This is a genomic window from Salmonella sp. 32120201201600049SM, assembly GCF_017572835.1.
Taxonomy (GTDB): domain Bacteria; phylum Pseudomonadota; class Gammaproteobacteria; order Enterobacterales; family Enterobacteriaceae; genus Salmonella; species Salmonella enterica.
In genome coordinates this window covers 405,901-427,179 of sequence record NZ_JAGESA010000001.1, presented here as the reverse complement: position 1 = coordinate 427,179, position 21,279 = coordinate 405,901, and the positions used below count along the sequence as shown (strand labels likewise).

The following is a 21,279-nucleotide window of genomic DNA, read 5'->3' as shown; positions in this document are numbered from 1 at the left end:
TGTCTCGCTACCGCTTTGAGCTCATTCTTATCGTGCTTATTTTATGCGCCGTTATTGCCACGCATTTCTATCTTTCCTGAGTGTAGTTATCTGATTTTACTCCCACTTTCTTACCGTCACGTCTATAGTAGTACTGAGGGTTTGTTGTTAATAATCATAATTACCCACCAGAGTGTGATATGCATAAAACCATTGCTGTATTACTGGGCATAGTGTGTTTTTTACCGGTTATGGCGAAAGCCAGGGGGGCTGAAACAGACGCCACGGATGCCAGCGACGTCAAAACGCTTTTTTTTAACCATGACGATCGGGTGCCCGTCGCCGATCCTACCCAATCGCCGTGGGATGCCATCGGGCAACTAGAGACCGCCAGCGGTAATTTGTGTACGGCAACGCTTATCTCCCCGCATATCGCCCTGACAGCAGGTCACTGCCTGCTAACGCCACCGAAAGGAAAACCAGACAAGGCGGTTGCGCTGCGTTTTGTGGCGCGAAAAGGAGTATGGCGCTATGAAATCCACGGCATTGAAGGCCGCGTTGAACCGTCGCTGGGCCGACGCCTGAAAGCGGATGGCGATGGCTGGATTGTGCCGCCTGCCGCGGCAAGCTGGGATTTTGGTCTGGTAATATTGCGCTACCCACCTTCCGGTATCACGCCAGTGCCTTTATTTACCGGCGATAAAGCGGCGCTCACTGCGGCGTTGAAAGCCGCAGACCGAAAAGTCACGCAGTCCGGTTATCCGGAAGATCATCTGAATGCGCTCTATTCCCATCAGGATTGCGTCGTGACCGGCTGGGCGCAGAATGCCGTACTCTCACACCAGTGCGACACGTTACCTGGCGACAGCGGCTCGCCGCTCTTATTGCACACGGATAGCGGATGGCAGCTCATTGGCGTACAAAGCTCCGCCCCTGCGGCTAAAGATCGCTGGCGCGCCGATAACCGCGCTATATCCGTCACCGGCTTTCGCGATAAGCTGAAAGCTCTGGCGCAGGATTAATGCGGGAATCGCTGCCTGAACCGACAGGCAGCGATCGTCTCAGGCAAATTTGATCATGACCATTCCGGCGAGCAGCAATATCACGCCAACCCAGCCTTTGGGGTTTAAGCGCTGGCCGAAGAGCACCCAGCCCGCCGCCAGCGTGGCGGCAATACCAAAACCGCCCCATAACGCATACGCCACCGACAGGTCTATCCCTTTTACCGCCTGGGAAAGCGCGCTGAAGGCGGCCAGAACAGCGGCAAGCGATAAGATGCCATAGCATTTACGACGAAAGCCGTCCGAAAATTTCAACAGTACGTTAGCCGCGATTTCCAGCATTATTGCCAGCCCAAGCCAGGCGCCGTGTATCCATTCAAATTGTTGCACGAGTCGCCTCCTTCACCGGTTTGCCGGGTTTACGCGTCCCTGATTTGATCAATACTATGCCGGCGACCAGCGTCAGCAAGCCGGCAATCTTCATGGTTGATAATGCTTCATCAAATAGCAGCACGCTAAAAATGGTAATAAATAAAATGCCGATCCCTTCCCATAAGGCATACGCTACACCCAGGGCAATCTTTTTTACCGCAAAAGAAAGAAATATATATGACAGCGTGATCATCACCAGCATTAAAATAAAACCCGCATTGCCATTACCCACGCTAGCCCATTTCATTGAGAGCGTGCCGGTAATTTCAGTCGCGATAGCCAGAGCTAATAAAATCCAGTAAAACATGACACTTCTCCTGCATGAGAATATACTCTTTCGAGTCTGCTGCACGCAGCAAACTAAAAAATAAAATCAGTTAGCACAGCGCATTGCGCCAGCTCAGGCAGAAGTGAGAGACTAAAGTGCGTTACGCCAGTGCTGCTCGCCGATAAGCAGGAAAAAGGAGGTAGAGTGAAGATGCGTTTGCGTGGAGAAAAAAGCGCTGAACATATTGTCCATAATATTACAATTATCCGCAGTGTTGCTTCTCGTCATCGCGGATGATAATTGTCCTCGGTAGTTGAACACGCCTGATTTGTATCATAAGCCAGGAATTAACTCAAAATATTTTCACTTCTTTACCTGAAGTGTTTGATTTTAACCAGAACAGGTCGACCGACATCACATTATTATTCGTGTCGGCATCAGAAAACAGGGACTGATATGGCAAAACCGATCATCACGCTCAATGGTCTAAAAATCGTCATTATGCTGGGAATGCTGGTAGTTATTCTGAGCGGTATCCGCTTCGCCGCAGATATCATTGTTCCCTTTATTTTGGCGTTATTTATTGCAGTCGTTCTCAATCCCGTTGTGCAACGGATGACCCGATGCCGAATTCCGCGCGTTATCGCAGTATCATTGCTCATTGTGATTATTGTTATGTTAATGGTACTGCTACTGGCCTATTTGGGAACATCATTAAATGAACTGGCTCGTACCCTACCGCAGTATCGCTCCTCATTGGTGATACCGTTGCAACGTATTGAACCGTGGTTACAGCGAGCAGGCATTGGCGTGTCGGTTGATGAGCTGGCGAAATATATCGATCCAAACGCCGCCATGACTCTGGTAACGAACCTGCTCACCCAGCTGTCCAATGCTATGTCGTCCATCTTTTTATTGTTATTGACCGTGGTATTTATGCTGCTGGAGGTTCCACAGCTGCCTGAAAAACTGCAGCAGATGATGAGCCGTCCGGTGGAGGGCATGGCGGCAATTCAACGCGCGCTTGATAGCGTTTCCCATTATCTGGTGTTAAAAACAGCGATCAGTATCGTGACGGGGCTGGTCGCATGGGGAATGCTGGCCGTGCTGGATGTCCGCTTCGCCTTTGTCTGGGGTCTACTGGCCTTCGCGCTGAACTATATTCCTAATATTGGATCGGTGCTCGCTGCCCTGCCGCCCATTATTCAGGTGCTGGTATTTAACGGGTTTTATGATGCGCTGCTGGTGCTGGCAGGCTATCTGCTGATTAATCTGGTCTTCGGCAATATCCTTGAGCCACGAATTATGGGACGTGGTTTAGGCCTTTCAACCTTAGTGGTATTTTTGTCGTTAATTTTCTGGGGCTGGCTATTAGGTCCGGTGGGCATGTTGCTCTCCGTTCCGTTAACCATCATTGTCAAAATCGCCCTCGAACAGACCACTGGCGGGCAGAGTATCGCCGTTCTGCTTAGCGATTTAAACAAAAGATAAAATGCAATACATACACAAAATCATTCAAGATGCCTCGCGGCGGCAAGGGAAGAAATCCCCGGGAGCATAGATAACGATGTGACCGGGGTTTCTGAGCGCAGCCAACAAAGAGGCAGCTTAAAGGATGAAGTGTATAAAAACGGCCTCCGAAGAGGCCGCCGCACGTTTAAAAGATTAAAGCGCTTTCAGAATTGCATCCACGCTGGCTTTGGCATCGCCAAACAGCATTTGCGTATTCTCTTTAAAGAACAGCGGGTTCTGCACACCAGCATAACCAGTATTCATTGAACGCTTAAAGACCACGACATTCTGTGCTTTCCACACTTCGAGAACCGGCATACCGGCGATCGGGCTGCGGGGATCGTCTTGCGCCGCCGGGTTCACCGTATCGTTCGCGCCAATCACCAGCACGGTATCGGTATCGGCGAAATCATCATTGATTTCGTCCATTTCCAGCACGATGTCATAAGGCACTTTCGCCTCTGCCAACAGCACGTTCATATGCCCCGGCAGGCGACCCGCCACCGGATGAATGCCGAAACGCACGTTGATACCGCGCGCACGCAGTTTTTCGGTGATTTCCGCCACCGGATACTGCGCCTGCGCCACCGCCATCCCGTACCCCGGCGTAATAATGACGGAGTGGGAGTTTTTCAGCATCTCAGCGGTCTCTTCCGCCGTGATTTCGCGATGTTCGCCAGCTTCCTGATCGTCGCCCGTTGAGGAGCCGTCAGTACCGAACCCACCAGCAATAACGCTGATGAAAGAGCGGTTCATCGCTTTACACATAATGTAAGACAGGATCGCGCCTGACGAACCGACCAGCGCGCCGGTCACAATCAGCAAATCGTTGCTCAACATGAAGCCAGCCGCCGCGGCAGCCCAACCGGAATAGGAGTTCAGCATTGAAACAACCACCGGCATGTCCGCCCCGCCGATAGAGGCGACCAGATGCCAACCAAACGCCAGCGCGATAATGGTCATCAGCAGCAGCGCCAGAACCTGTAGACCCACGCTTTCGGTGCGGACAAAAACCAGCAGCAACAGGAAAGAAACAACCAGCGCCGCCAGGTTCATTTTGTGACGGTTAGGCAACATCAACGGCTTAGAAGAGATTTTGCCGCGCAGTTTACCAAACGCTACGATCGATCCAGTGAAAGTGACTGCGCCAATAAAGATACCGAGGAAGACTTCGGTCAGATGAATATTCACCAGCACCGGCGCCAGACTGGCGTCATGGTACAGATAGCTGTTAAAGCCAACCAGTACCGCCGCCAGGCCCACGAAACTGTGCAGAATCGCGACCAGCTCCGGCATCTCGGTCATCTCAACTTTTTTCGCCATGCGGATGCCAATCGCGCCGCCAATAATCATGGCGACCAGAATCCATGCCACGTTGCCGGTATCCGGCCCGAAAATGGTCGCCAGCAACGCGATCGCCATCCCGGCAATACCGAAGTTATTCCCCTGGCGGGACGTTTCATGCTTTGAAAGCCCGGCAAGACTGAAAATAAACAGGATCGCGGCAACAATGTATGCAGCTGTAACTAATCCTCCAGACATGTGTTACCCCTTAGTTTTTCCGGAACATTTTCAGCATACGCTGAGTCACGGTGAAGCCACCGAAAATATTAATGCTGGCGATAAGCACCGCGATAAAGCTCAGGAAGCTGACCCAGCCGCCCTGACCAATTTGCAATAATGCCCCGACAACAATAATCCCTGAAATTGCGTTGGTCACCGACATTAATGGCGTATGAAGCGCATGAGACACGTTCCACACCACGTAATAACCAACCACGCAGGCGAGCGCAAACACGGTAAAATGGCCGAGGAACTCTTTTGGCGCGACATCGGCCAGCCAACCAAAAAGAATGATCGCCAGCGCCATTAACGCATACTTCCGCCAGGGTGAAGCGGGCTTTTCCGGCTCTTTTGGCGCAGGTGCTGCTTTAGGCGCGGCTTGTGGCTGCGCGGAAACCTGGATTGGCGGCGCAGGCCAGGTAATGTCGCCGTCGCGAATCACCGTCACGCCACGGATCACGACATCGTCAAAATCCACGTCAATATTGCCGTCTTTCTCTTTGCACAGCAGCTTCAGCAGGTTAACCAGGTTGGTGCCATAAAGCTGGGATGACTGCGTCGGCAAACGCCCCGGTAGATCGGTGTAGCCAATCACTTTCACGCCATTGTCCGTCGTCACAACCTGATTAGCGACGGTATATTCGCAGTTACCGCCGTTCTGCGCGGCCAGGTCGACAATCACGCTGCCAGCCTTCATAGAATCGACCATATCGCGGGTAATCAGCTTCGGCGCAGGTTTGCCCGGAATCAACGCGGTGGTAACAATGATATCGACTTCTTTGGCCTGGGCGGCAAAGAGCGCCATTTCCGCTTTGATAAACGCCTCGGACATCACTTTGGCGTAACCATCGCCGCTACCGGCTTCCTCTTTAAAATCCAGTTCGAGGAACTCAGCCCCCATACTCTGGACCTGCTCTTTGACTTCAGGACGAGTGTCAAACGCGCGGACAATCGCCCCCAGGCTGTTTGCCGCGCCGATAGCCGCAAGACCGGCTACGCCCGCGCCAATCACCATCACCTTCGCCGGTGGCACTTTCCCGGCGGCGGTGATTTGCCCGGTAAAGAAGCGCCCAAATTCATGCGCGGCCTCTACAATGGCGCGATAACCCGCGATATTCGCCATTGAGCTTAACGCGTCGAGCGACTGCGCGCGGGAAATACGCGGCACGGAGTCCATCGCCATCACCGTAACCTTACGTTCGGCAAGTTTCTCCATTAACCCAGGATTTTGCGCAGGCCAGATAAAACTGACCAGCGTAGTCCCGGGGTTCAGTAAAGCGATTTCCTCTTCTTCAGGCGCATTAACCTTGAGAATAATTTCCGACTGCCAGATAGCATTGCCGTCTACAATATCCGCGCCAGCCTGCGCAAACGCTTTGTCGTCAAAACTTGCCAGTTGACCCGCCCCGCTTTCGATAGCGACGCTAAACCCCAGCTTCAGTAGCTGCTCTACCGTTTTCGGCGTCGCAGCGACACGGGTTTCATTGGGTAACCGCTCTTTTGGTATGCCAATTCGCATAAATGTTCCCTTCCATCGATATTTTTGATGATGGTTTGTCAGTAAGCGCGAGAAGCGTACGCCTGCCCGCGTTTGAGGTAAATGTTACCCCAGCAGAATAAAACCGTTACAAACTCTCTATAACCTACTGAAAATAACGCCTGTGATCTAGCGCCAAAAAACAGAATTTTTTATCAAATTTGCAAAACATGAACGATTCAGCCGCTAAGCAGCCATAATGCCTTGAAAATGGCCTGCGAGGGCTGATAATTCGCTCAAATTTGACAGCAAAACATCATTAAACCTCTGCCGGGATCAAGAAATTAACATTAAATTAACTTATTAAATTTATGCGCTTCATTAGCTTAGCCGCCCGGACGCCGTTTTTTTCGACATATCGGTAAATGTTATCATCAAAGATAGGATACATGACACGATGCGTGAAAAATCCCGCAGACATCCATATGGTTTAAATGCAATAATCAGCCACGTTTCTAGTCAATAACAATACCAGTACCTGGTTTGCGCAAGGCGAAGGATTATTTTTATGAAGCTTAAGAACACTCTCCTGGCGTCGGCTCTGCTTTCTGCGGCTGCTTTTTCTGTCCATGCAGCAACAGAACTGACGCCGGAGCAAGCGGCTGCACTAAAACCTTATGACCGCATCGTTATTACCGGTCGTTTTAATGCTATTGGCGATGCGGTCTCCGCCGTGTCCCGCCGCGCAGATAAAGAAGGCGCAGCCTCCTTCTATGTTGTCGACACCTCGGAGTTCGGCAACAGTGGTAACTGGCGTGTTGTGGCGGACGTGTATAAAGCCGACGCGCCGAAAGCCGACGCGCCCAAAAATCGTGTCATTAATGGCATCGTGGAATTACCGAAAGACCAGGCCGTACAATTAGAACCGTATGACACCGTCACCGTTCAGGGCTTCTACCGTAGCCAGCCGGAAGTTAACGATGCCATTACGAAAGCGGCGAAACAAAAAGGCGCATATGCTTTCTATATTGTTCGTCAGATAGATGCGAATCAGGGCGGAAACCAGCGCATCACTGCATTTATCTATAAACAAGATGCGAAAAAACGCATCGTCCAGAGCCCGGACGCTATTCCGGCAGACTCTGAAGCTGGCCGCGCCGCGCTGGCTCAGGGCGGCGAAGCTGCGAAGAAAGTCGAAATTCCAGGCGTCGCCACGTCAGCCTCGCCGAGCGCCGAAGTAGGCCGTTTCTTCGAAACGCAATCCTCCAAAGGCGGGCGTTACACTGTCACACTACCGGATGGCACAAAAGTTGAGGAGCTGAATAAAGCGACGGCTGCGATGATGGTGCCTTTCGACAGCGTTAAGTTCACCGGCAACTACGGCAATATGACAGAAATCTCCTACCAGGTCGCCAAACGCGCGGCGAAGAAAGGCGCTAAGTATTATCATATTACGCGTCAGTGGCAGGAGCGCGGTAATAACATCACCATCAGCGCCGACCTCTATAAATAAGGCGCGCGTCGCCATCAGGCTTTCTCGCCGGATGGCGGCATACCTGCCTTATCAGGCCTACACGATCGTTCAACGGCAGGCCTGATAAGCCGCCATCCGGCACTTTCTCGCGGGATGCCAGTTCCGTCAAATATCGCGATGAATCTCACTTTTCGCTTTTTTGGCGATAAATCTTATCCAGGCCGTTGCATGCGGTCCCTTCTCTCCGTAAAATCCCGCGCCTTAGTGGCTTTCACCATTTTTATGCGTTTTGCCATAATAATTATTCTTCCAATTTCATTTTTATAGCTGGATACCAATGGAAAAAAAACTGGGACTGAGCGCGCTGACCGCGCTGGTTTTAAGCTCAATGCTTGGCGCAGGTGTTTTCAGCCTGCCCCAGAATATGGCCGCCGTTGCCAGTCCGGCTGCGTTGTTAATTGGCTGGGCCATTACCGGCGTGGGGATACTCTTACTGGCATTCGCCATGTTAATCCTTACGCGCATTCGCTCCGAGCTTGACGGCGGTATCTTTACTTACGCCCGCGAAGGCTTCGGCGAACTGATTGGCTTTTGTTCTGCCTGGGGCTATTGGCTGTGCGCGGTCATCGCCAACGTATCCTATTTGGTTATCGTTTTTTCAGCGCTGAGTTTCTTTACCGATACGCCTGCCCTGCGTCTGTTTGGCGACGGTAATACCTGGCAGGCTATTGTCGGCGCTTCAGTCCTGCTCTGGATTGTCCATTTCCTCATCCTGCGCGGCGTACAAACGGCAGCCAGCATCAATCTGGTTGCGACTCTGGCGAAACTGTTGCCGCTCGGCGCGTTTATTGTGCTGGCTATCATGATGTTCAAACTGGATACCTTCACACTGGACTTCACCGGTGTTGAACTCGGTATTCCCGTATGGGAACAGGTCAAGAACACCATGCTTATTACGCTGTGGGTGTTTATTGGCGTTGAAGGCGCCGTCGTCGTCTCGGCCCGAGCGAAAAATAAACGCGATGTAGGCCGCGCCACGCTACTGGCGGTCCTCGCAGCGCTGGGAATATATCTCCTGGTCACGCTGCTTTCTCTTGGCGTTCTTGCGCGTCCGGAACTGGCGGAGATGCGCAACCCGTCGATGGCCGGACTGATGGTAAAAATGATGGGGCCGTGGGGAGAAATTATTATTGCAGCGGGACTGATTGTGTCTGTCTGCGGGGCTTATCTAAGCTGGACTATTATGGCGGCGGAGGTGCCATTTCTGGCGGCAGCCTATAAATCCTTCCCGGGCATCTTCGCGCGACAAAATGCGCAAGGCGCGCCTTCTGCATCGTTATGGCTCACCAATATCTGTGTGCAAATCTGTCTGGTGCTGATCTGGCTGACCGGTTCGGACTACAACACGCTATTGACGATTGCGTCAGAAATGATTCTGGTGCCCTACTTTCTGGTCGGCGCATTTCTGCTGAAGATTGCAACACGTCCCCTCCATCGGGCGGTCGGTATCGGAGCCTGTATTTATGGCTTATGGTTGTTATACGCATCGGGTCCCATGCACCTGCTGCTGTCCGTCGTGCTGTACGCGCCTGGATTACTGGTTTTCCTGTATGCGCGTCGGACGCACAAGCATGACAACGTGTTAAATCGTCAGGAAGTCGTGCTGATTGGTTTATTGCTGGTCGCGGCGGTTCCGGCTACGTGGATGCTGGTGGGTTAACAACCTCCCCATCGTAATATCCGTCTGTATTACGATGGGGAAACCACGGTCTTTGCCAATATTAATGCCATTTAATCCAGCAAAAAATCAGCAGCCACGCGCTTAGCCCCCAGCAGACCACCGCACCGCCAAGCGCGACGGGCAGGCGCATCACACCGCTGAAATACCATAGCGTTGCAAGATAAATGAAATAAGGAATGATCGACCACATGCTAAAGACGATGGTGGTACGCATCGCGTCGATGCCCCGCTCGCTGGCCACGATATAGTGCGCGATAAGCGCAAACGTTGGAAACAGAGGAATTAATCCGGCGATATAATAATTTTTCGTTTTTGACAGCAGACCAATCAATACGACGACCAGCGCCCCCAGGGCAGCTTTAATCACGAGTCCCATTACCTTGCCTTAACACGCTAATAACAACAGCGTGTAGCATAACGGAACCGCTCTCGTTTAGAAAAGATTTATGGAAGGGAAAACAGAGGCGGTGTATGTTGGCGTTTTCTATTCTCCATTTATAATATGAACCGCATTGTATTTGTTGAAGACGACGCTGAAGTGGGTTCTCTCATTGCCGCTTATCTGGCGAAACATGATATTGATGTCATTGTTGAGCCGCGTGGTGACCGGGCGGAGGATCTTATCCTCACCACTCAGCCCGATCTGGTTTTACTGGATATTATGCTTCCAGGTAAAGATGGCATGACGATATGCCGCGATCTGCGCCACCGCTGGCAAGGCCCGATTGTCCTGCTCACCTCGCTGGACAGTGATATGAATCATATTCTGGCGCTGGAGATGGGCGCCTGCGACTACATCCTCAAAACCACGCCTCCGGCCGTTTTGCTGGCACGTCTGCGCTTACACCTGCGGCAAAGCGAACAAACGCAACAGGCAAAAAGTCTTCAGGAGAGCGCGCTTACGCCGCATAAAGCGCTGCGTTTTGGCGCGTTAACCATCGATCCCCTTAACCGGGCGGTCCAGCTCAATGGCGATTTCATATCGCTCTCCACCGCCGATTTTGAATTGCTCTGGGAACTGGCGACACACGCCGGACAAATTATGGATCGCGACGCGTTGCTAAAAACGCTGCGCGGCGTCAATTATGATGGTCTGGATCGCAGCGTGGATGTAGCGATTTCCCGCCTGCGTAAGAAACTGCTGGATAGCGCTGCTGAGCCCTATCGTATAAAGACCATTCGCAATAAAGGCTATCTTTTTGCCCCTCATGCCTGGGACGAAACGACGGGATAAATTAGCCGACAGATTTTACCTGCCTTTATCAAGTCATAGTGGCGATGCTCATCACCGCCACTGTTCAAAAAACAGACATTGTATACATGGATGCTATTTTTATTAGTCGGAACAGCCCCTTTATTACCGTTTTCTCTGCGTTGCGGTTCATCATTACGTCTTTTTCGCTCAAGAAAATTAAATAAAAAAAACTCGAAGCCAGTTCACAAAATTGATAACAGAATGTCTGCCCGCTGCTATATTGCCGTCTTTTTTCGCAAATTGTGAAATCAAACAAATCATAGTCATGAATATATAACAACAAACATATTCACCATAAATATATGCGTTTCCGATAGTAACTTTTGTATTAATTAATAACATATAAGAAAAGTTAGCATTTGCTGAAATAATATTATTCAGATTAGGATGCCTTTGATTCAACGAATCTGTAGAAGTTCAATCTTTTGCAAATAAGTTAAGTTTTTAAGGATAAAAAAATGAAAAGAAAAGTATTGGCACTTGTCATCCCGGCTCTGCTGGCTGCTGGCGCAGCACACGCCGCTGAAATTTATAACAAAGACGGCAACAAACTGGACCTTTACGGGAAAGTAGACGGCCTGCACTATTTCTCTGATGACTCTTCTAAAGATGGCGATCAGACCTATATGCGTGTCGGCTTTAAAGGCGAAACGCAGATTAACGACCAACTGACCGGTTACGGCCAGTGGGAATATAACGTTCAGGCTAACACTACCGAAGGCGAAGGTGCTAATTCCTGGACTCGTCTGGCATTCGCCGGCCTGAAATTCGGCGACTACGGCTCATTCGACTATGGTCGTAACTACGGCGTCCTGTACGACGTAGAAGGCTGGACCGATATGCTGCCTGAGTTTGGCGGCGACTCCTATACTTACGCTGACAACTACATGACCGGTCGTGCTAACGGCGTGGCCACCTACCGTAACACTGATTTCTTCGGTCTGGTAGAAGGTCTGAACTTCGCGTTGCAATATCAGGGTGCCAATGAAAACCAGGTTTCTCATGAGCAGGAAGGCACTAATAACGGCGGCGATCGTAACGTGAAGAACGCTAACGGTGACGGCTTCGGTATCTCATCAACTTATGATCTGGGTATGGGCGTAAGTTTCGGCGCGGCATATACCACTTCCGATCGTACTAATGAGCAGGTTAATTACTCTACCGCTGGCGGTGATAAAGCGGATGCATGGACTGTTGGTGCTAAATATGATGCCAATAATATCTATCTGGCCACAATGTATTCAGAAACCCGTAATATGACGCCTTACGGCAATGACGATTGCAGCTCATGCGTAGCGAATAAAACTCAGAACTATGAAGTAACTGCACAGTACCAATTTGATTTCGGTCTGCGTCCTGAAGTTTCTTTCCTGATGTCTAAAGGTAAGGATCTGAATATGCCTGGCACAGCAGCAAGCCCTGCTGGTACCAAAGACGATAAAGACCTGGTTAAATATGTTTCTGTTGGGACTACCTACTATTTCAACAAAAACTTCTCCACCTATGTTGATTATAAAATCAACCTGCTGGATGATGACGACCAGTTCTATAAAGATGCCGGTATCAGCACTGATGATATCGTCGCGCTGGGTATGGTTTACCAGTTCTAATTATTCATTAATTCTTCTCAAGCCCGCCGTTTCGGCGGGCTTTTCTTTTTTTATCACCACCGTTCTAAAAACAGAACGCACTGTTCCCTGGGCACAGATTGAACAATTCTTGTTCGCTCTCTATGGTTTGCTTATCGCCCGACAAAAGGAACATGCTAATGATCAGTCTCGTCCCGCCTCTGCTTTCCAGAACCGCGCTTCTCTTTCTGCTCACGGCCACAGGCGCAGCCACCGCCGCCCGCCCGGCAGCGGATATTATTTTACATAACGGTAATATCATCACTCTGAATGATGCCCAGCCGCAGGCCAGCGCGCTGGCGATTTCCGGCTCGCGGATTGTGGCGATTGGCGATGATACGGCGACAAATGAATGGCGCGGCGACCATACCCGTACCATCGATTTACAGGGTAAAACCGTGATACCCGGCCTGACCGATACCCACATCCACGCCATTCGCGGCGGACAAACCTGGACATTCGAAACCTACTGGTACGACAGCCCTTCGCTTAAAGACGCGCTGGATAAATTACGCGCCGACGCGAACCGTCGTCCCCACGATCAATGGGTAGCCGTAGTGGGATCGTGGATACCGGCGCAATTTGCAGAAAACCGGGCGCCGACGGTAGCCGAACTGAGCCACGCCCTTCCCGATCATCCAGCTTATATTCAGTATCTTTACGACTATGCGTTAGTGAATCAGCGCGGTATAGACGTACTTGGCCTTAACGACACCCCTCCTCCTGATTTAGCGGGAATCCGCGTAGAGCGCGACGCAAAAGGTAGCGCCACGGGGAAATTATTTGGTGACATCGCCGCGTTTAACCAGCTTTTTGCCAGCATAAGTAGTAACGCCGATCGTGAGGGTGGTCTGCGGCAATTTTTCGCTGATATGAACGCTCGCGGCGTGACCGGCATCATTGACCCCTCTGCCGGGCCTGCCGCCGCTTATGAGCCTTTATTTGCAATGCGAAACCAGGGGGATTTACCGCTGCGCGTGGGGTATCGCATTCCGGTACAGCCAGAAGCGAAAGGTCATGAAGCGCAGTGGTTCAGCAACCTGATGGCCTTTCGCCCGGCGCGTGCCGATGACGGGCAACTGGCTTTTCTTGGCCTGGGGGAAAGCCTGGTGGCCGGAATGAATGACGGCGTGCGGATGACCCCAGGGTTTTCTTCCTCAGAGCAGGACAAAACCGCGCTTCGCCAGGTCGCGACATTTGCGGCAAAACGGGGAATACCTCTTGAGATCCACGCCTATACCGATGATAGCGCCGACACGATATTGACGATTTTTGAGCAGGTAGCGCAGCAGTACGATCTGCGCCCTCTCCGTTGGTCTATTGCGCATCTGAATACCGGTTCGCCACAGACGCTTGAGCGAATGCGTAAGCTGGGTCTGGCATACACTGTGCAAATGGGGCCTTACTTTGAGGGGCTTGCCATCCGTGACGCCAATCCACCCGGCGCGACGGACAATTCGCCGCCGGTTCGACTGGCGCTGGATAAAGGGCTTGTCGTGGCTGGCGGTACCGATTCGACGCGTATTGGCATTGCCGGTGTCTGGCACGCTATCGAATATCATATCACCGGTATAGCGTCAGGCGGTTCCGTGCGTAAACCCGCCAGCGAGAGGCTCACGCGTCTGGAAGCGCTAGCGTTATATACACGTCATGCCGCCTGGCTCGCCTTTGCCGAACAACACCGGGGCCAGCTTAGCGTCGGAAAACAGGCCGATCTGGCGGTACTCAATCAGCCATTTATGACGATGCCGGAAGACAGAATTGATACCATTCGCGCTGTTTTGACGCTTGTCGATGGACGCATTGTTCACGAAAGTCCGGACCTTAACGCCGGACAATGAGGTTGTCAGTTGACGCAAAGCCTGCTTTTATAACCCACCAGCGGCGCTGACGGGAAATCTTTTTCGTCAGCGCGCGATAGAGCTAATGTATTGAGATCCGGTGGGCGTTGATGAAAAAGCTGTTTGTGCAGTTTTACCTTTTGCTGTTCGTCTGTTTTCTGGTCATGACCTTATTGGTCGGACTGGTGTACAAATTCACCGCCGAACGCGCGGGCAGGCAATCGCTCGACGATCTGATGAAAAGTTCGCTCTATCTGATGCGCAGCGAACTGCGGGAAATTCCGCCGCGTGAATGGGGGAAAACGTTAAAAGAGATGGACCTGAACCTCTCTTTCGATTTACGCGTTGAACCGTTAAATCACTATAAGCTTGATGCCGCCACCACGCAGCGACTGCGTGAAGGCGATATTGTCGCGCTTGACGATCAATACACCTTTATTCAGCGTATCCCGCGCAGCCATTACGTCCTGGCGGTTGGCCCGGTTCCCTATCTCTATTTCCTGCATCAAATGCGACTGCTGGATATCGCCTTAATGGCGCTCATTGCCTTTTCTCTCGCCTTTCCTGTGTTTATCTGGATGCGCCCGCACTGGCAAGAAATGCTCAGGCTCGAATCCGCCGCGCAGCGCTTTGGCGAGGGTCATTTGACTGAACGCCTGCACTTCGATAATGGCTCCAGTTTCGAACGTCTGGGCGTCGCGTTCAACCAGATGGCGGATAACATTAATGCCCTGATCGCCAGTAAAAAACAGCTGATTGACGGTATCGCCCATGAGCTTCGCACGCCGCTGGTACGTTTACGCTATCGGCTTGAAATGAGTGAAAATCTGACACCGCCGGAATCACAGGCGCTCAATCGCGATATTGGTCAACTGGAAGCGCTGATTGAAGAACTGCTCACCTATGCGCGCCTTGACCGACCGCAAAATGAACTGATGTTGACCGAACCCGACCTCCCCGCCTGGTTGCTCGCGCATTTGCAGGATGTGCAAAGCGTGACCCCGGAACGCGCCGTAAACCTTGTCACATGTGTAATCGGCGATTATGGCGCGCTTGATATGCGGTTAATGTCGCGAGTGCTGGATAACCTGCTGAATAATGCGTTGCGCTACAGTCGTACCACCGTTCAAGTCAGCCTGTTACTCGACGGCAGTCAGGCAACGCTGATAGTTGAAGATGACGGCCCCGGCATTGAAGCGGATGCGCGTGAGCGCGTATTTGAACCTTTTGTCAGACTCGACCCCAGTAGAGACCGGGCGACAGGCGGCTGCGGGCTTGGACTCGCCATCGTACACTCTATCGCCCTGGCGATGGGCGGTAGCGTCGTCTGTGACGAGAGCGAACTGGGCGGCGCAAAATTTAGCTTTCACTGGCCGGTCTGGCACGCGATGCCCAACGTGACCGCTGCCTGACGTATTTTGCACGCTGGTTGAGCGGCGGGAACTGTGCTATACAGATAGTATGTTGTAACTAAAGTGAGTGATACCATGTCCCGCTACGATCTCGTTGAACGCCTGAATGGCACTTTTCGCCAGATAGAACAACACCTGGCGGCGCTGACGGATAATCTACAGCAGCATTCGCTACTTATCGCCCGTGTCTTTTCACTGCCGCAGGTGACCAAAGAGGCGGAACATGCGCCGCTGGATACTATCGAGGTAACGCAACATCTGGGGAAAGAGGCCGAAACGCTGGCGCTACGTCACTATCGCCATTTGTTTATTCAACAGCAGTCCGAAAATCGCAGCAGTAAAGCCGCCGTCCGCCTGCCTGGCGTTTTATGCTATCAAGTGGATAATGCGATACAGTTAGATCTGGAAAATCAGATACAGCGCATTAACCAGTTGAAAACCACCTTCGAGCAGATGGTTACGGTAGAGTCCGGTCTTCCCTCAGCGGCACGTTTTGAGTGGGTGCATCGGCATCTCCCCGGCTTAATTACGCTGAACGCTTACCGCACGCTGACGCTTATCAATAACCCCGCCACCATACGTTTCGGCTGGGCAAATAAACATATTATTAAAAATTTAAGCCGGGATGAGGTTCTGAGCCAGTTGAAAAAAAGCCTCGCGTCGCCGCGCAGCGTCCCGCCGTGGACGCGCGAACAATGGCAATTCAAGCTGGAACGGGAATATCAGGATATCGCTGCCTTACCGCAGCAGGCCCGACTCAAGATTAAGCGTCCGGTTAAAGTACAGCCGATCGCCCGCATCTGGTATAAAGGCCAGCAGAAACAGGTGCAACACGCCTGCCCCACGCCGATTATCGCATTAATCAACACGGACAACGGCGCTGGCGTGCCGGATATTGGCGGGCTGGAAAACTATGACGCCGATAATATTCAGCACCGTTTTAAACCACAGGCGCAGCCGCTGCGACTGATTATTCCGCGACTGCACCTGTATGTGGCGGATTAACGTCCCGGCGTCATACTGCCAACCATCAACTCCGGACGTACCCAGGCGTCGAACTCCTCGTCGCTAAGGTATCCTAATGCCACGGCTGAGGCTTTGAGCGTCAGCCCTTCTTTATGCGCCTTCTTCGCAATCTCCGCCGCTTTATCGTAACCGATGTGCGTATTGAGCGCAGTGACCAGCATCAGTGACTCATTCAGCAACTGCGTAATACGCTCGCGGTTTGGCTCGATTCCTGACGCACAGTGTTGATTGAAGCTCGCCATGCCATCGGCCAGCAGGCGCACCGTTTGCAGAAAATTATGGATAACCATCGGACGATAGACGTTGAGCTCAAAGTTGCCCGATGCGCCCCCCATATTGATGGCCACATCGTTACCCATCACCTGGCAACATAGCATCGTTACCGCTTCACACTGGGTCGGGTTCACTTTACCAGGCATAATGGAACTGCCTGGCTCATTCTCCGGGATAGCAATCTCGCCAATGCCGCAGCGCGGGCCGGACGCCAGCCAGCGAACATCGTTGGCGATTTTCATCAGCGAGGCCGCCAGTCCTTTTAATGCGCCATGCGCCTGTACCAACGCGTCACAGGTCGCCAGCGCTTCGAATTTATTCGGGGCGGTAACAAACGGCGCCGCGGTAATCGTCGCCAGTTCCTCGGCCACGCGCCGGGCATATTCCGGGTGGGTATTAAGCCCTGTCCCTACTGCGGTTCCGCCGAGCGCCAGTTCCGCGACGTGCGGTAAACTGTGCTCAATGTGTCTGAGGTTATGTTCCAGCATGGCTACCCAACCGGAAATCTCCTGGCCTAAGGTGAGCGGCGTCGCGTCCTGCAGGTGAGTACGGCCAATTTTGACAATATCGGCGAAAGCGTGGGATTTATCGCGAAGCGTATCCGTTAATGCGGATAATTGCGGGATGAGGTGTTCGCGTAACGCCAGTAACGCCGCCACGTGCATGGCGGTTGGGAACACATCGTTTGAGCTTTGACTCTTATTGACGTCATCATTGGGATGCACCTTGCGTTCCATACCGCGAACGCCGCCCAAAATTTCACTGGCGCGGTTCGCTAACACCTCATTCATATTCATGTTGCTTTGCGTACCGGACCCGGTCTGCCAAATCGCCAGCGGAAACTCATCAGCATGTTTTTCCGCCAGCACTTCATCAGCCGCCTGGATAATCGCGCTGGCTTTTTCCGCCGCCAACAACCCTAAGTCCTGGTTGACCTTCGCAGCAGCGCGCTTGGTCAACGCCAGAGCGTGAATGAGCGAGACGGGCATTTTCTCCGTGGAAATCCGAAAATGCTCCAGCGAACGTTGAGTCTGCGCCCCCCACAGTTTATCTGCCGGGACTTCAATCGCGCCCATTGAATCTTTCTCGCGGCGTACCGTTACCATTACCTGCTCCTTACTCAAGTTGATGAGATCATGTGTCGACATTGCTCACATGTTTGCGGTCTTATGAGTATTAACGATAACAACACAACGGTGTAGACCGGATAAGGCGCTTGCGCCGTTCTCCGGCAAAATAGCGAATCATGTTACCGCCCCGCAGGGCGGCGACATTACTTAACGCAGCGCGCGCACTGCGATGACTGAATCTGCTGGAAGAAATCGTTACCTTTATCATCCACCAGAATAAAGGCCGGAAAATCCTCCACTTCAATTTTCCAGATAGCCTCCATACCCAGTTCAGGATATTCCACGCACTCCAGGCGCTTGATACTACCCTGCGCCAGAACGGCTGCCGGGCCGCCGATACTGCCCAGGTAGAAGCCGCCATGTTTCTTACAGGCATCGGTCACCTGCTGGCTGCGGTTGCCTTTCGCCAGCATGATCATACTGCCGCCCTGCGACTGGAGCTGATCAACATAAGAGTCCATCCGTCCTGCGGTAGTCGGCCCAAGCGACCCGGAGGCGTACCCTTCCGGCGTTTTTGCCGGCCCCGCATAATAGATAGGATGATCTTTGATGTACTGCGGCAAACCCTCACCTCTGTCCATCCGTTCTTTCAGTTTAGCGTGCGCGATATCGCGGCCCACAATAATCGTGCCGTTCAGCGACAGGCGCGTTGATACCGGATACTGCGACAATTGTTGCAGTATCTCGCTCATGGGACGGTTAAGATCAACGCGCACCGCCTCGCCCTCTCCCGCCTGGCGCAGCGCCTCTGGAATATATTTACCGGGATTGCGCTCCAGCTTCTCGATCCAGATCCCTTCCCGGTTGATCTTCGCTTTAATGTTTCGATCCGCGGAGCAGGACACGCCCATACCTACCGGACACGATGCCCCGTGGCGCGGCAATCGGATGACACGAATATCGTGAGCGAAATACTTGCCGCCAAACTGCGCGCCCAAGCCAAGATTTTGCGCCTCAAGCAACAATTCTTTTTCCAGTTCAATATCGCGGAAGGCCTGCCCGTGTTCATTGCCTTCGGTCGGTAGCGCATCATAGTATTTTGCCGAGGCCAGCTTAACGGTCTTCAGGTTCGCTTCCGCCGAGGTGCCGCCAATGACAAACGCGATGTGATACGGCGGACAGGCGGCGGTGCCCAGCGTACGCATCTTATCGACGAGATAATTTTTGAGCTTACCCGGCGTCAGAAGCGCTTTTGTCTCCTGATAGAGGTAGGTTTTATTCGCCGATCCGCCGCCTTTAGCGATACAGAGGAATTTATATTCATCGCCATCGACGCTGTAGAGATCGATCTGCGCTGGCAGGTTAGTACCGGTATTGACCTCTTTGTACATATCCAGCGCCGCGTTCTGTGAATAGCGCAGGTTATCTTCGATATAGGTGTTATATACGCCGCGAGCCAGCGCCGCTTCATCACCTCCGCCAGTCCAGACCCGTTGGCCTTTTTTGCCGACAATAATGGCCGTACCGGTATCCTGGCAGGTGGGCAACACGCCCTTGGCCGCGATATCGGAGTTTCGCAGGAATTGCAGCGCGACATATTTGTCGTTTTCACTGGCCTGCGGATCGCGCAGAATATCCGCCACCTGCTGCTGATGCGCGGGACGTAGCATAAAAGACGCATCGTGGAAGGCCTGACGCGCCAACAGCGTTAGCGCTTCCGGCGCGACTTTCAGGATCTCTTGTCCTTCGAATTCGGCGACGGAAACATGTTCGCTGGTCAACAAGTAGTACTCGGTATCGTCCTTTTTGAGGGGAAAAGGGTCTTGATAAAAGAAGGGTTTGTTTGACATTGTGCTCTCACTTACCGCTCGGTATGGTTATTCTCTGGGCAGGTGTTCCATTGCCCGACTCAAAGCGAGTAACACTATCCTACACAATTTTTTAACAAAAACTGAGACAAGTACGACTTTTTACGCCCGGAGGTTACTTCATGCGGGTTTCTTGGTTTAATACCTCCCATTGATCTCCACATTGAAACAGGGCTTGATAATGCAAAAACTCATTAACTCAGTGCAAAACTATGCCTGGGGAAGTAAAACTGCGTTAACGGAACTTTATGGCATCGCCAATCCGCAGCAGCAGCCAATGGCTGAACTCTGGATGGGCGCGCATCCCAAAAGCAGCTCGCGAATCACCACCGCCAACGGCGAAACCGTCTCCCTGCGTGACGCCATCGAAAAGAATAAAACCGCCATGCTGGGCGAAGCGGTAGCCAACCGTTTCGGCGAACTGCCGTTTCTGTTTAAAGTACTGTGCGCCGCGCAGCCGCTCTCTATTCAGGTGCACCCGAATAAACGCAACTCCGAAATCGGTTTCGCGAAAGAAAATGCGGCGGGTATCCCCATGGATGCCGCAGAGCGGAACTATAAAGATCCTAACCATAAACCAGAGCTGGTTTTTGCCCTGACGCCTTTCCTGGCGATGAACGCGTTCCGCGAATTTTCTGACATTGTCTCTTTACTGCAACCTGTCGCCGGCGCGCATTCCGCTATCGCCCACTTTTTGCAGGCGCCGAACGCTGAACGTCTGAGCCAGCTTTTCGCCAGCCTGTTGAATATGCAAGGCGAAGAAAAATCCCGCGCGTTAGCCGTACTCAAAGCGGCGCTTAACAGCCAGCAAGGCGAACCGTGGCAAACGATCCGCGTGATTTCAGAGTATTATCCTGACGACAGCGGGCTTTTCTCTCCTTTGTTGCTGAATGTGGTCAAACTGAATCCCGGCGAGGCGATGTTCCTGTTTGCCGAAACGCCTCATGCTTATCTGCAGGGCGTTGCGCTGGAAGTCATGGCAAACTCCGATAACGTTCTGCGCGCTGGCCTTACGCCAAAATATATCGACATCCCTGAGCTGGTCGCGAACGTGAAGTTCGAACCTAAACCTGCCAGCGAGTTGCTGACTGCCCCGGTGAAAAGCGGCGCGGAGCTGGACTTCCCAATTCCGGTTGACGATTTTGCTTTTTCACTGCACGACCTGGCGCTTCAGGAGACGAGCATCGGCCAACACAGCGCCGCGATTCTGTTCTGCGTTGAGGGTGAGGCGGTGTTACGTAAAGATGAACAGCGTCTGGTACTGAAGCCGGGTGAATCGGCCTTTATCGGCGCGGATGAATCTCCGGTTAACGCCAGCGGCACGGGCCGTTTAGCGCGTGTTTATAACAAGCTGTAGCAACGTACTGAATTTTTTAACAACTCTTGCTAAGCTTATAACAGACGTAAAACTCCTCCAGGCGGTTTAATCCGCCTGGTTTCATTTTTATGGACAATTGAT

At 52.3% G+C, this 21,279-nt stretch carries 17 protein-coding genes; 10 read left to right on the top strand and 7 right to left on the bottom strand.

Annotation, left to right across the window (positions count from 1 at the left end):
* Window positions 1–179 precede the first annotated feature (179 nt).
* Complete coding sequence (locus J4650_RS02160) at window positions 180–1,001, top strand: serine protease (protein WP_000549649.1); 822 nt, start codon at window positions 180–182, stop codon at window positions 999–1,001.
* Between the two features lie 39 nt (window positions 1,002–1,040).
* Here J4650_RS02160 and mdtI read toward each other — a convergent pair whose 3' ends face one another.
* Window positions 1,041–1,370 carry a multidrug/spermidine efflux SMR transporter subunit MdtI gene (gene mdtI / locus J4650_RS02155; protein ID WP_001183821.1) on the bottom strand — a complete coding sequence of 110 codons (330 nt, stop codon included), beginning with the start codon at window positions 1,368–1,370 and terminating at the stop codon, window positions 1,041–1,043.
* Window positions 1,357–1,719 carry a multidrug/spermidine efflux SMR transporter subunit MdtJ gene (mdtJ, locus tag J4650_RS02150; RefSeq protein WP_000500278.1) on the bottom strand — a complete coding sequence of 121 codons (363 nt, stop codon included), beginning with the start codon at window positions 1,717–1,719 and terminating at the stop codon, window positions 1,357–1,359. Before mdtJ ends, mdtI begins: the two co-directional genes overlap by 14 nt.
* Window positions 1,720–2,136: 417 nt before the next feature.
* Between mdtJ and J4650_RS02145 the strand changes: the two genes are divergently transcribed.
* Window positions 2,137–3,171, top strand: a complete 1,035-nt coding sequence (locus J4650_RS02145) for an AI-2E family transporter (protein ID WP_001118272.1) — start codon at window positions 2,137–2,139, stop codon at window positions 3,169–3,171.
* A gap of 174 nt (window positions 3,172–3,345) precedes the next feature.
* On the opposite strand, the gene pntB is transcribed toward J4650_RS02145, so the two are convergent.
* Both pntB and pntA read right to left on the bottom strand, forming a co-directional pair.
* Window positions 3,346–4,734, bottom strand: a complete 1,389-nt coding sequence (pntB, locus tag J4650_RS02140) for a Re/Si-specific NAD(P)(+) transhydrogenase subunit beta (RefSeq protein WP_000014056.1) — start codon at window positions 4,732–4,734, stop codon at window positions 3,346–3,348.
* A 10-nt stretch (window positions 4,735–4,744) separates the two neighbouring features.
* A complete protein-coding gene (pntA, locus tag J4650_RS02135; RefSeq protein ID WP_001219360.1) occupies window positions 4,745–6,274 on the bottom strand; it encodes a Re/Si-specific NAD(P)(+) transhydrogenase subunit alpha in 1,530 nt (509 codons plus the stop codon).
* Between the two features lie 526 nt (window positions 6,275–6,800).
* On the opposite strand from pntA, the gene ydgH reads away from it, so the two are divergent.
* Together ydgH and J4650_RS02125 are read left to right on the top strand one after the other, a co-directional pair.
* Window positions 6,801–7,745, top strand: coding sequence for a DUF1471 family protein YdgH (ydgH, locus tag J4650_RS02130; RefSeq protein ID WP_000769294.1), 945 nt, complete (start codon window positions 6,801–6,803; stop codon window positions 7,743–7,745).
* A gap of 298 nt (window positions 7,746–8,043) precedes the next feature.
* Entirely contained in the window at window positions 8,044–9,426 is a 1,383-nt protein-coding gene (locus tag J4650_RS02125) for an amino acid permease (protein WP_000412353.1), read from the top strand.
* A gap of 61 nt (window positions 9,427–9,487) precedes the next feature.
* Here J4650_RS02125 and J4650_RS02120 read toward each other — a convergent pair whose 3' ends face one another.
* Complete coding sequence (locus J4650_RS02120) at window positions 9,488–9,823, bottom strand: GlpM family protein (protein WP_000524877.1); 336 nt, start codon at window positions 9,821–9,823, stop codon at window positions 9,488–9,490.
* Window positions 9,824–9,949: 126 nt separating this feature from the next.
* Between J4650_RS02120 and rstA the strand changes: the two genes are divergently transcribed.
* The 5 genes from rstA (at window position 9,950) to tus (ending at window position 16,588) form a co-directional block, all read left to right on the top strand.
* The gene (gene rstA, locus J4650_RS02115; protein ID WP_001080048.1) at window positions 9,950–10,681 is read left to right on the top strand and encodes a two-component system response regulator RstA; all 732 of its coding nucleotides are present in this window, start codon (window positions 9,950–9,952) and stop codon (window positions 10,679–10,681) included.
* A gap of 479 nt (window positions 10,682–11,160) precedes the next feature.
* Window positions 11,161–12,312, top strand: a complete 1,152-nt coding sequence (ompC, locus tag J4650_RS02110; RefSeq protein ID WP_023993248.1) for a porin OmpC — start codon at window positions 11,161–11,163, stop codon at window positions 12,310–12,312.
* Window positions 12,313–12,464: 152 nt separating this feature from the next.
* Entirely contained in the window at window positions 12,465–14,171 is a 1,707-nt protein-coding gene (locus J4650_RS02105; protein WP_000928666.1) for an amidohydrolase, read from the top strand.
* A gap of 110 nt (window positions 14,172–14,281) precedes the next feature.
* Window positions 14,282–15,583 carry a two-component system sensor histidine kinase RstB gene (gene rstB, locus J4650_RS02100; RefSeq protein ID WP_000732955.1) on the top strand — a complete coding sequence of 434 codons (1,302 nt, stop codon included), beginning with the start codon at window positions 14,282–14,284 and terminating at the stop codon, window positions 15,581–15,583.
* A 75-nt stretch (window positions 15,584–15,658) separates the two neighbouring features.
* Window positions 15,659–16,588: a DNA replication terminus site-binding protein gene (gene tus / locus J4650_RS02095; protein WP_000092493.1), complete on the top strand. Its 930-nt coding sequence runs from the start codon at window positions 15,659–15,661 to the stop codon at window positions 16,586–16,588.
* On the opposite strand, the gene fumC is transcribed toward tus, so the two are convergent.
* Window positions 16,585–17,988: a class II fumarate hydratase gene (gene fumC / locus J4650_RS02090; protein ID WP_023993247.1), complete on the bottom strand. Its 1,404-nt coding sequence runs from the start codon at window positions 17,986–17,988 to the stop codon at window positions 16,585–16,587. The genes tus and fumC overlap by 4 nt on opposite strands.
* A 167-nt stretch (window positions 17,989–18,155) precedes the next feature.
* Entirely contained in the window at window positions 18,156–19,802 is a 1,647-nt protein-coding gene (fumB, locus tag J4650_RS02085) for a class I fumarate hydratase (RefSeq protein ID WP_000066609.1), read from the bottom strand.
* Window positions 19,803–20,001: 199 nt separating this feature from the next.
* On the opposite strand from fumB, the gene manA reads away from it, so the two are divergent.
* The gene (gene manA, locus J4650_RS02080) at window positions 20,002–21,177 is read left to right on the top strand and encodes a mannose-6-phosphate isomerase (RefSeq protein ID WP_001170625.1); all 1,176 of its coding nucleotides are present in this window, start codon (window positions 20,002–20,004) and stop codon (window positions 21,175–21,177) included.
* The last annotated feature ends 102 nt before the right edge of the window (window positions 21,178–21,279 follow it).